Below are 11,308 nucleotides of genomic sequence, written 5' to 3' on the forward strand. Positions count from 1 at the left end.
GGGCCTCAATGGCCGCTCGTCGCCTTCACGGCTCCTTCGGGGATCTTGTCGGCAGCGACCTTGCCGTTCCTGTCGACCACGGCAACGGGCTCTTTGTAGGGCCTGTCCTCGCCATTCGCGGCGCGGTTCATGTCGTCCTTGCCGAGATATTCGAGCTGTTCCACCAGGACTTCGGTGATGACCTCGCCACCCAGCTTCTTGTTGAGGCCGTCCTTGACGGCGACCTTGAAGCTCGGCAGGTCGAAGCTGCCGGTGTCGGCGACATCGACGAACCGCGAGCCGACGAGCATGTCATAGAGTTCGTCGGTCACGATCTGTCGGAGCGGTGCGTGGAGCTTCTTTATCCCCTCCCGCGTTGCCGAAAAAGACAATTTCGCCAGGAAGTAGCCCTGGACCGCGCCGTCCTCGATCACCGGGACGGTGATGATCTCTCCCGGAACATATTCCTCCGATGCCCGCCTGTCGGCCTCGGCGTCCGAGAGAACAGGCGCCGAGGCGTACTGCATCGAGAAATAGACGGATCCGAGCGTCACGGCGCAGACCCAAACCCCGGTGAGGACAAGCTTCAGCATCAGAAATCGCTATAGCGGAATTGCGCTTCGGTGTAGATGCCATCGGCATCGGCGTCCTGAGCGGCGGTCTTCAGAAGATCGACGACCGAGCGCACGGCTTCGAGATGCGCCTCGACCTTCTGGGCGTTAAGCTTCAGCTTCTGCCTGAGGTGGCGCGTCTGCGAAGCGAAGGAGGGCGAGATTTCGCCGGGCCCGGCGGCTCGATGCAACATTGTCAGCTCGTAAAGGCAGCGGCTCTTGTGCGCGTTCGACGTCTTGATGTCGAATTTCGGGTCCACGCCGATGCGGCTGTTCTCGTTGTCGATGATCATCTCCAACCGGCCGAGAACGTTCTGTATCCGCAGATCGTGGGATGCCACAGCTTCCATAAATCAACTCCCGAATTAATGCGTTTCAGGGAAGGCAGCCTACAAAGGCGCAAGCCGTCCCGACCAAATCATGCCTGGTTCTTCTTCTCGTCGGCGGTCAGCAGCCCGGCATTGCGCTCGAATTCGTGAATCATGCCGGCGGCGAGGTTGCTCGTATCGTCGTCAAGCCGCGCATTGGCGCGTTCGGCCGGATCGCTGCCGACCATCCGGTCGGCTATGCCGATGACGCCGCCGTCAGCCAGCACGTTGGCAATCTGCTCCGCCATCATGCCTTTCCAGACCTCGCCTGACGTGCCCTTGCCGAAGACGTTCTCGCTTTCGCTCGGCAGCATCGACTTGACGAAATTCTGCAGCACCATCGCCTCGAACTTGCGGTAGGTCTCCGGCACCTTCTTCGGTTCGACGCGGTTGCTGATGTCGCCGAGGCCGGTCGATCCTTCCGAGGAATTCAGCACCGAAACCGCAGCGGCGAAGCCCTTGCCGTTTTCCGCAAGACTAGTGGCCTGAAAGGCGGCGCGATTGGACTTGAGCCGTGCCTGCGCCTCCTGCACTTCCGCCGGATCGGCCGCGCGGACGACGTCCAGCACCAGATCGCTGGGCGGGGAAATAGCCATGTCAGATCCTTTCGAGACGGCGGCCCTGCGTCTTGTCACACGGGGCAGCGCAATCAGTGCGAACCGGAGGACCTTTTCGACGGCCCGCCCGGATAACCCACTATCGCCCCTCAACCTTACCGGAAGCTGGCGCGTAACCGGCGACATGCTGATCGATGAGGTCGAGTACCTGATTGTCGTCCGCCTGGCGGTCTTCCGCCATGCGCGCCTCCTTCATGCTCTCTTCCAGCCGATCGCCCTTCGCACGCTCCTTCAGCATGCGCGCCTCGTGCACCTGCTGCATGCCGAGCAGCATCTGGTCCTTCTGCATCAGCCGGCCGAGCTGCGAGGCATAATGACCCGAGAAGACGCGGTGCATGGGATGGGCCGAGCCCATGGCATCGACGACGACATCGATCGTTTCGGCCAGCACGCCGCGCTGGCGGGCCGTCTCGGCAAGTTCGCTTTCGGCCATTCGCTCAAGGTGCCGCTGCACGGCGACCAGGCGCTTCAGTTTATCCGACCGCGATTTCATCGTTTTCTAGCCACCTTGCATCACCGGCGCGAAGCCGTCGGCAAACAGGCGCAGCATCGCCGCCACGCCGAGATAGAGCAGGAACAGGCCGCCCATGATCAGATAGGGCTGGGAAATGAAATAGACCGGAACCTGCGGGGCAAGCTTGTTGACCATGCCGATCGCCACGTTGAACAGCAGGCCGTAAATCACGAAGGGGCTCGCCAGGCGCAGCATGATCATGAAAGTCTGCCCGAGCGAATTCGAAAGCGTGATCAGCATGCCCTGCGGATCGAAGCCGATGCCGATCGGCATCGCACGATAGGACTGCGCGATGGCCTCGAAGATCACGTGGTGAAAGTCGAGCATGAAGAGAAGCATCAGGCCGGCGAAGCTGATCATGCTGGTGAGCTGGTTTTCCGCCGTTTCTTCGAGCACGTCGGTCGCCGGCGGCGGGTTGAAGCCGATCAGCATGGTGATGGCCGTCCCGGCAAATTGCAGGCCGAGCACGTAGTAGCGTGCCACGAGGCCTATGACGGCGCCGATGACGCTCTCGGTCGCAATGAGATAGATGTAGCTGTGGCCCTTGTCGGCGACCGCAGGATAGATGTCGGTCCACATGATCGGCAGGATGGCCATGGAGAGCGCGACGGCGATGAACAGCCGCACCTGCATGGGAACGCGCGCCGTCGAGAACCCCGGCATGATCATGATGCAGCCGCCGATCCGACAGAATGCCGCAAACAGCGCAAGCACCGTGCCCTCGGGATCGGTGATCATGAAAGCGCGCCGATGATCTTGATTTCCAGCCCCTTGGCGAGCTCGACATGGGAGAGCACGGGCAGCGTTGCGAAGAGGCGTTCGATGATCATGCGCACATATGAGCGGGATTCGGGCGAACTTACCAGCACGAAGGGCACGCCCCGGTCGAGATGTTCACGGATAACCTTCGTCGCCTGCTCGCTGAACTCCTCCAGGTGGCGCGGGTCGATGTCGAACTCGACGATCTCGCCCTTGGCGTCGCGCTTCAGCGCCTGGTGGAAGACCATGTCCCACTTGTTGCCGAGCCGGAGCACGCGCAGCACGCCGTTTTCGGCAAGATCGCCGCAGAGCTGCTGCGACATGCGCACCCGGACATGTTCGACGATCTGCTCGGTCTTGCGGACATGCGGCGCCAACTCCGCCACGGCTTCGAGAATGAGATGCAGGTTGCGGATCGAAACGCGTTCGGCGAGCAGCAATTTGAGGACCGCCTGCAGGCCGGAATAGGACATGTGCGAGGTGCAGATCTCGTCGGCGAGCTTGCGGTATTCCGGATCGAGCCGCTCGATCAGCACCTTCACGTCCTTGTAGGAAAGAAGCTGCGGCAGGTTGTTGCGGATCACTTCGCTCAAATGCGTCAGCACGACCGAGACGTTGTCGATCGGGTGGAAGCCCTCGCGCTTCAGGTCTTCCGTGAAGGTCTCCAGTATGGAAAGCGCCGGCATGCCGAAGGCCGGCTCGCGGATCTCGTCGCCGGGGACGCTGGGGCGGCGGCCGCCGCCGGTAACGACGAGCACTTCGCCGACGCGCACGGTGTTGGAGGCGACGGTCGTGCCGTGGATGCGGATGTGATAGGCCTTGTCCGGAATGGAGATATCGTCGGAAACCTTGATCTCCGGAACGACGAGCCCGTATTGCAGGGCGAACTTGCGGCGCATCTTGCCGACGCGGAAGGCGAGCTCCTGATGCGCGCCGAGCAGTCGGGTGGAGACCTGCTTGCCGAGCAGGAGCTCGATCTCCGCCGTTTTCAGCACCGATTTGACGGAATCCCTGTCGCTGTCCTTCGTCTGCTGCGCCTTCTCTGCCTCCTGGGCGCGCTTCTCGGCATTGGCCGCTTCGATCTGCCTCGGGATAGCCCATCCCAGGAAGGCCATGCCGCCGCCGAGTACCGCGAAGGGCACGAAGGGCAGGCCTGGCATCACGGAGAGGAGGACGATGAGGCCGGCCGCAACCATCAGCGCCCGCGGGTAGCCGCTCAACTGACCGACGACGGCCTGGTCGGTCGAGCCGGCGGTGCCGCCGCGCGACACGAGAAGGCCGGCGGCGAGCGAGACGATCAACGCCGGGATCTGCGAAACGAGGCCGTCGCCGACCGAAAGCTTGACGAAGACATCCGCCGCCTCGCCGATCGGCATGTCGTGGCGCAGATAGCCGATGATGATGCCGCCGAAGACATTGATCGCCGTGATGATCAGGCCGGCAATCGCATCGCCGCGGACGAATTTCGAGGCACCGTCCATCGCACCGTAGAAGGAACTCTCCTCCTCCAGCTCGCGGCGGCGGCGCTGCGCCTCCTTCTCGTCGATCAGCCCGGCCGACAGATCGGCGTCGATCGACATCTGCTTGCCGGGGATCGCATCGAGGGTGAAGCGGGCGCCAACTTCGGCGATACGCGTCGCACCCTTGGTGATGACGATGAAGTTCACCGTGATCAGGATGAGGAAGACGATCAGACCGATGACGAAGTCGCCGGACATGACGAGGCTGGCAAAGCCCGAGATGACGCCGCCGGCGGCGCCATGCCCCTCGTGGCCATGGGAGAGGATGACGCGTGTCGTGGCGATGTTCAGCGCCAGGCGGGTCATCGTCGAGATCAGCAGGATCGTCGGAAAGGACGAGAATTCGAGCGGCCGCTGAATCCACAGCGCCACCATCAGGATCAGCACCGAGAAGGCGATGGAGAAGGCCAGCCCGAAGTCGATGAGAACCGGCGGAATGGGCAGAAACAGGATCGACAGGATCATCACGATCCCGAGCGCGAAGCCAATGTCCCGGCTCTTCGGTGCGAGTTTCGGGATGGTCAGGGTCGCCTGTTGTGCCATGTCTCTTCCGTCTCGTCATGAGAGGCGGGCAGCGCGCCGCGCGTAGCTGCCCCAAACTATGACGGAAGATCTAGAGACCCAAGCTTGCGCGAGGGTGGTATTGGGATGGGATGAGGAAGGTACGCGCAGTTTTCCGCCCGCCGAATAAAGCGGCGAAAGTCTCAGAACCCCGACTGGATTCGTGAGAAGATGATGTCGGTGAAGATGGAGATCTGTGCACCGACGAACGGCGCCGAGATCGCCCCCGTGACCATCACCGCCAGGATCTTCGGCACGAAGGTCAGCGTCATTTCCTGAACCTGGGTCAGCGCCTGGATAAAAGCGATGATAACGCCGACCACCATGGCGGCCAGAACGGCGGGACCCGAGGCGACGATCACGGTCCAGATCGCTGCCTGCACGATATCGAGAGCGTCCGCCTCATTCATTCGCGTTTCGTCCTATCCTGCCGGCGCGCACGAGCAGCGGCGAAGCTTTCAGGTTCGAGGGTGATTCTTCAGAGGATTCTCAACAATCACCGGCGCCGGTCAAGCCAGGGCCAACTATGTGTGCGTGGTCCGCCGCCGCCGCTCTAAAGAGCAGGAATTACGTCGCCGAGCCGGACGAGGTCGTCGATACGGTGATGCCGGTCTCGATGGCGATCTCTTTGCCGTCGGTGGTGATCGCGATCACGCCGTCGGAGGTCACCTCGACCTCGGCGACGACCCCGCTCGTCTTGCCGTCACTGCTGGTGATCGTCTTGCCGATGTAGGTCGAAGCCTGGGTAAGACTTTCGCTCGCCAGCAGGCTTTCGAGATTGCTGTTCGTCTTGATCGATTGCTCGACCTGCGAGAAGGTCGCCAGCTGCGATATCTGCTCGGTCGCATCCATCGGATCGGTCGGATCCTGGTTCTGCATCTGCGCGATGAGCAGCTTCAGGAAGCTCTGATAGTTCAGGGTCGCGTCAGTCGCGTCGGTGCTGCTCGTCGAAGTTGAACTCGTCGTCGAGGTCGTCGAGGTGCTCGAGGATACTCCGCTTACCGCCATGGCGCGATCTCCTTGCGAATCTGGTCGATCGTGGCCGGCGTGATTTCCTGATTGTTCAGGATGCGCTCTTCAATCGGGTAAAGACCGCGGATCGCCTTCAGCGCTTCGAAGGCACGGCCCTGGGTGACCAGGCCGTCGATGCGCTTCAGCTCCGCCAGAACTTCCTCGTTCTTGAAGCAGGCGAGCAGCATGACGATCGACTTGCGGAACATGGCGGTCGACTGCTCGGCGCCTTCCGGATTGATCAGGATCATCTGGGCGATGAAGTAGAGCTGCCGCAACGGTGTCGTGGCGTCTTCCGGCTGCAGGACGTGGTTTTCCAGGAGGAAGGTAACGTCGTTGAGGAATTCCACGGCGACCTTGCGGTCAACGCGAAGCACCGCGCCGTTTACAAAGATTCGTTCGCCCGATTTCAGCGAGATACGCAGTGTGCTCTTCATTTCAGTCCATCCCTGATGATGGTGGTAATGTCAATTATGCCCTGGAAGTTGGAGGAGTCGCGTTTGCGGATCTTCTCCGTCTCGTTCAGTATCCAGATCCCGATCGAGATCAGATTGGCACGCAGTTCGTCGTTGAGCTGGTTATCCGGAGCGCGCAGGTCCTCGATGAAGCGTATCCAGACGCGTCGGGTGTAGTAGATCGCCTCGATCGCTTCCTTTGAGTATCCCTTCTGCTGCTTTGCCGCTTCCAGGAGCGCGATCGAGCGATTGAGGACTTGCCACTCGCGATCCTTGGAAACGGCTACGCCTTCCTCCATGATCTCGGCGTATGCAAACTGATACATTCAGACATCCTTCATGCTTGTCCTTATCCTCTTGTCATCAGAGGAAATCTATCAAACTCAACTGCTGGATCCTTCCGGTGAGGGTGTAGGACGTCTCCATCTGCGTCAGCAGCGTGTTCATCCGGGTCGACGCATCATAGGTGTCGACCCCCTCGAGATCGGTGATGTGGGTGTTGATGAGCTTGATCTGAACTTCGAGCGAGGTGTTCGCCTTTTCCACGCGCGCTTCGGAAATGCCTAGCGTGCTGCGTTCGGCGGTGATCCCGGTGATCGCCTGCTCGACATAGCCGAGTGCCGCCTCGCCGACATAGGCCCGGACGTCCGATCCGATATCCTCGTCCATCAGTTCCGAGGATATCACACTCGCAAGAGCGAACTTGCGGAAGCCGGTCGTCGTCGCATTGGTCGAGCTCTGCACGACTTCGGACGTGCTGATGCGGCTCGTCATGTTCTGGCTCGAGGCCGCGGACCAATCGGTGGCCCACTGCGTGTCGTCCGTATAGAGTGGCTCGAGGGTGTTGGTGATGAAGTCTTCCATCTGCGCCTCAGTGAAGTCGCTCATGGAAGAGATGCCGTTGCCGGACATGTAGGTCGCGAGCGCATCGTCGAAGGTCGTCTTCGCGGCCGAACCGGTTGCGGCATAGTCTTCGAAAGGCTTCACATCGGTGTTGATGCCGGCAAACAGGAACTCGCCGTTGAAGGACGTGTTCGCCGAGGCGGTGAAAAGCGACATGGCGCTTTCGATCTCGGTCTTCTGGACCGACAATTGGTCGACGGAATCGTTGCCCTTGAAGGTGACGAGCGTATTGCGCACCTGCTCGGCAGCCTCCGCCATCGTTCCAAGGGCTTCCTGAGAGGACGCCAGCCGCTGCGTGACGACGGCGTTGGTATCGACCAGGGTTTCCAACCGAGCAAGCTCGCGCTGCAGGTTGACGGAGCGCGCCGTGGAGGAGCCGAGCTCGAGGCCGACATCCGCATGCCGGCCGGTCGAAACCTCCTCCTGAAGCTTCAGCAGTTCCTCCTGGCCCTGCTGAATGGTCAGGCGCATGGCATTCTGCACCGCCAGATTAGAAACGAAGGACGTCTTCATGATTACCTCACGGCTTCCAGAAGGGACGCCATCATGGCGTCCACGGTACTGATCAACTTGGCAGATGCCTTGTAGGACTGTTCGAGATCGAGCAGCAGCGAGAGCTCTTCATCGATGCTGACGCCGGTGACGTTGCCCAGCGCTTCCTCCGTCCGTGCCAGGAGAGCCGTCTTGTTGTCGTCGGCCGTCGAGGCAGCGCTGCGGATCTGCTCGAACCAGCCGATCGACGAGGCGGCGAATTCCATGATCGAACTGGTGCTGTCGAGCCCCGCCGCCGCGTCGAAATCAATGTCGCCGTCCATGGCGGTGATGAAGCCGTCGAGGAGATCGGTGTAGCCGGAATTCGGATCCGTGGCGCCGCCGGGGTTGGAGACGAGGCCGTTGAATCCGCCGTCGCGAAGCAGGAACGGATCGGTTTGCGCGGCGGCGTTGACAGTCAGCGACGCGGCGATGCCGGGCTCGATCGTCCCGTCGGCGGGAACCGTTCCGTCCGCCCAGGTGAAAAGGCCGGGGGCGCCGTCCTCCTGGAAGAGGCTGACCAGGCCGCGGGCCATCTCGTCGAGTTGCGACTGGAAGGTCGGCGCGATGTCGTCGCGGAGCTGCAAGAGGCTCGCGAGCTTTCCCTCTGCGGTCGTGTCGGCGCCGGCGCCGGCTGAAAGCGACGCCCCGTCGACGAAGATGGCGTTTCCGGTCGTCGATGCATCGAAGGCCGAGGTTGCCGTGAACGTCACCTGCCGGGCTTGCGTCTCGAAGAGGACCGTTCCGTCCGAGGTATAGATGACCGTATCGTTGTCCGCCCTGGTGACGGTCGAAATGCCGACGAGCTCGGAGATCTGCTTCAGGAGCTTGTCGCGGTCGTCGAGCGCGGCCGAGGCGTCGGTGCCCGCCGCCGTCGCTTCCTTGACGGCGTTGTTCGCCGTTTCAAAACTGGCGAGCAGTGCATTCAGGTTGTCGACCTCTTCGGCGATCTGCTTGTCGGTATCGAGACGCAGGTCCTGGACCGCGGTCGCCGTCTTAGTGATCGAATTGGCAAGGTCCGAGGCGTCCGCGACGACGGTTGCGGCGATCGTCGAGTTGCCCGGTGTCGAGGCGAAGGTCTGCAGGCTGTTGCGGAAGGTGGAAAGGTAGGTCGATGGCGCCGTCTCGTAGTCGTTGCCGCCGAGCGCCGATTTCAACAGCTCGAGCCCGGAAAGCAGGCTGCTCTGCGCCGAGGATTGCGAGATGCTGGTGAGATTCTGCTTGAGCAGAGCCTCGTTCTGCGCCCGGTAGACGGAGACGATCTGGGCGCCGTCGGCCGTGGTTCCCAGCATGGCCATGCGGCGCGAGTAATCCGCGTTGCTCGCATTGGCGACGTTCTTCGACACCGTGGCCGTTTGCGAGGCCGTGGTGCTGAATGCTGATTGCGCAATTGCGATTGCCGAGGACAACGACATGCTGGGACCGTTTTCTGGGAATTACCGCTTCAGGTTGACAAGAACTTCGAGCAACTCCGAACCGGTCTGGAAGACCTTGGAGTTGGCCGTGTAGTTGCGCTGCGATTCGATCATCGACGTCAGCTCGTCGGCGATGTCGACATTCGAGCTTTCAAGCGCGCCGGAAAGGATCTCGCCAAAGCTGCCGGACCCGGCGAAGCCGGTGACGATGACGCCGGAATCGACGCCCTGCGAATAGACGTTACCGGATTCCGGCACCAGCTTGTCGGGGCTTTGGACATTGGCGAGAGCAATGCGATAGCGCGGCTCGAGCTCGCCGTTAGCATATTTGATGTAGACGACGCCGTCGGTGTCGATCTGATAGCCGGAAACCTTGCTCGGGGCGTTGCCGTCGATCTCGCCGCCGTCCGGCGTGAACGACGTGCCAAGCTGAGTCGTCTCGGAAAAGTCGATGACGATGTCGTTGAGCACAGCGCCCGTACCGGAAATGGGGTTGAGACCGGCCCCGGTCGGGTCCAGCGTCAGGCTTCCCGGCGAGGTAGTCAGGACGCCGTCGGTGTCGAAATCCAGCGTCGCAGTGCCGAGAGAGAGGGCCGAGGTCCTGTCGATGATCTCCAGTTCCCACTGGTTATCGGCAAGCTTCGTGTAGTTGAAATCCAGGATGCGGGTGTTGCCCTGGCTGTCGTAGACGATGAGGGAGGTCGTCGACACATCGCCGTTCGCGGCACCGGAAGGCAGGTTGGCGCCCATCGCGCCGGCGGTCGAGCCCGCCGCCGACAGGCCTTCCGAAGCGAGGTTGACCTCGGTCAGGCCATCGAAACCGTTGACGACGACCGTCGGATCCACGCCCGCTTCGTACTCGTAGCCCATCAGGGTGAAGCCGGCGGCGTTGACGAGATTGCCAGCGTCGTCCTGGACGAAGGCCCCGGCGCGCGTCAGGTACTCCTGGCCGTTGGCGCCTTGAACGATGAAGAAGCCATCGCCGTCGATCGCAAGGTCGCTTCCCGATGTCGTGTAGGTCGTCGAGCCCTGGTCGGAAATCGAGTAGCGCACCGATGTCTGGACCCCGCCGGAATTGTAGGAGCCGTTGCTGGAAGGCAGGATCATCGAGGAGAATTCGGTCGACGCCCTCTTGTAGCCGGTAGTGCTAGAATTCGCGATGTTTTCAGCCACCGTGCTGAGGCGGTTGGCCTGGGCGTTCATGCCAGAGACGCCCGTTCTCATGGTACCGTAGAGACTCATAGAGGATCCTCGTTTCCTGCTTCAGTGGGAGACTAGAAGTCGGGCCTTGCGTGAACCTGTCTTGGGGACCAGGTTGTGGTCCGGCTCAGTTCCAGTCGATGCAGTAGCCAAGGAAACGCTTGGAATCGATCGGGTCGAAGCCGAGCTTCTTGCGTAACTTCTTGCGCAACTTGCTGATGTGGCTTTCGACGACGTTCTCTTCGACGTCTTCGTCAAAGATGCCGTAGATCGCATTGAAGATCTGCGACTTGGATACCCGCCGGCCGCGATTGGCGACGAGATATTCGAGAATGCGCCGCTCGCGGCGCGGCAGCGCGAAGACTTCGCCGTTAATCTCCGGGTCGCGGCCGTCGGCAAAGACGCGGATCGGGCCGATGTCGGTGTAGTTGGCAATGGCCTTCAGGCGCCGACGGATCGCCGCGACCCGTGCGAGGATTTCCCGCGGATGGACGGGCTTGCGAACGACATCGTCGACGCCGCAGTCGAACAGCGCCAGGGTGTTTTCGAGCGACGGCGTGTCGCTCATGGCGATCACCGGCGCCTGGGAGCGATCGCGGATCGCCCGCGGCAGGCTGAAAGCGCTATCGCCCTGCCCGATCAGGAACGCCTCTACCGCATCGATGTCCGAATCGGCGGCGGTGTTCACCCATTCGCCGAATTCCTTGGGATCAAACCCGGTCGAAGGAATGCCCTCGCGTCCGAAAAGCGACGCGTAGCCATCCTTCACAAGCTCTCTTTCATCAACCACCACGATCATTCGTCCGCCTCCGAATCAGTATGGGTGTCTTGCTGATTGAGAGGTACGAATCCGGGGATTCACGA

Annotated in this window: 14 protein-coding genes; all 14 read right to left on the reverse strand. The window is 61.6% G+C overall.

Annotated features, from left to right (window positions below; all coding sequences use genetic code 11):
- Positions 1-5 precede the first annotated feature (5 nt).
- The 14 genes from CO656_RS22990 to CO656_RS23055 all read right to left on the reverse strand — a co-directional run bounded on the left by CO656_RS22990 (position 6) and on the right by CO656_RS23055 (position 11,243).
- A complete protein-coding gene (locus CO656_RS22990) occupies positions 6-572 on the reverse strand; it encodes a hypothetical protein (RefSeq protein WP_097527263.1) in 567 nt (188 codons plus the stop codon).
- Positions 572-940, reverse strand: a complete 369-nt coding sequence (locus CO656_RS22995) for a hypothetical protein (protein ID WP_037423967.1) — start codon at positions 938-940, stop codon at positions 572-574. The genes CO656_RS22990 and CO656_RS22995 overlap by 1 nt, the downstream gene beginning before the upstream one ends.
- Before the next feature lie 68 nt (positions 941-1,008).
- Positions 1,009-1,554 carry a rod-binding protein gene (locus CO656_RS23000; RefSeq protein WP_097527264.1) on the reverse strand — a complete coding sequence of 182 codons (546 nt, stop codon included), beginning with the start codon at positions 1,552-1,554 and terminating at the stop codon, positions 1,009-1,011.
- A 100-nt stretch (positions 1,555-1,654) separates the two neighbouring features.
- The gene (locus CO656_RS23005; protein WP_037423963.1) at positions 1,655-2,068 is read right to left on the reverse strand and encodes a hypothetical protein; all 414 of its coding nucleotides are present in this window, start codon (positions 2,066-2,068) and stop codon (positions 1,655-1,657) included.
- A gap of 6 nt (positions 2,069-2,074) precedes the next feature.
- Complete coding sequence (gene fliR, locus CO656_RS23010; protein WP_037423960.1) at positions 2,075-2,827, reverse strand: flagellar biosynthetic protein FliR; 753 nt, start codon at positions 2,825-2,827, stop codon at positions 2,075-2,077.
- Entirely contained in the window at positions 2,824-4,911 is a 2,088-nt protein-coding gene (flhA, locus tag CO656_RS23015) for a flagellar biosynthesis protein FlhA (RefSeq protein ID WP_037423958.1), read from the reverse strand. The genes fliR and flhA overlap by 4 nt, the downstream gene beginning before the upstream one ends.
- Positions 4,912-5,072: 161 nt before the next feature.
- Positions 5,073-5,339 (reverse strand): flagellar biosynthetic protein FliQ, encoded by a 267-nt coding sequence (locus CO656_RS23020; RefSeq protein WP_097527265.1) that lies wholly within the window; start codon positions 5,337-5,339, stop codon positions 5,073-5,075.
- A gap of 157 nt (positions 5,340-5,496) precedes the next feature.
- A complete protein-coding gene (gene flgD / locus CO656_RS23025; protein ID WP_097527266.1) occupies positions 5,497-5,937 on the reverse strand; it encodes a flagellar hook assembly protein FlgD in 441 nt (146 codons plus the stop codon).
- Complete coding sequence (flbT, locus tag CO656_RS23030) at positions 5,928-6,377, reverse strand: flagellar biosynthesis repressor FlbT (RefSeq protein ID WP_012706881.1); 450 nt, start codon at positions 6,375-6,377, stop codon at positions 5,928-5,930. The genes flgD and flbT overlap by 10 nt, the downstream gene beginning before the upstream one ends.
- Positions 6,374-6,721 (reverse strand): flagellar biosynthesis regulator FlaF, encoded by a 348-nt coding sequence (flaF, locus tag CO656_RS23035; RefSeq protein WP_014327358.1) that lies wholly within the window; start codon positions 6,719-6,721, stop codon positions 6,374-6,376. The genes flbT and flaF overlap by 4 nt, the downstream gene beginning before the upstream one ends.
- A gap of 37 nt (positions 6,722-6,758) precedes the next feature.
- Positions 6,759-7,811, reverse strand: a complete 1,053-nt coding sequence (locus CO656_RS23040) for a flagellar hook-associated family protein (protein WP_097527267.1) — start codon at positions 7,809-7,811, stop codon at positions 6,759-6,761.
- Between the two features lie 2 nt (positions 7,812-7,813).
- Entirely contained in the window at positions 7,814-9,244 is a 1,431-nt protein-coding gene (flgK, locus tag CO656_RS23045; protein ID WP_097527268.1) for a flagellar hook-associated protein FlgK, read from the reverse strand.
- 21 nt (positions 9,245-9,265) lie between these two features.
- Complete coding sequence (locus CO656_RS23050; RefSeq protein ID WP_097527269.1) at positions 9,266-10,486, reverse strand: flagellar hook protein FlgE; 1,221 nt, start codon at positions 10,484-10,486, stop codon at positions 9,266-9,268.
- 85 nt (positions 10,487-10,571) lie between these two features.
- Positions 10,572-11,243 (reverse strand): response regulator transcription factor, encoded by a 672-nt coding sequence (locus CO656_RS23055; protein WP_037423941.1) that lies wholly within the window; start codon positions 11,241-11,243, stop codon positions 10,572-10,574.
- Positions 11,244-11,308 lie beyond the last annotated feature (65 nt).

Origin of the sequence: Sinorhizobium sp. FG01 (genome assembly GCF_002531875.1) — a bacterium.
Taxonomy (GTDB): Bacteria; Pseudomonadota; Alphaproteobacteria; order Rhizobiales; family Rhizobiaceae; genus Sinorhizobium; species Sinorhizobium fredii_C.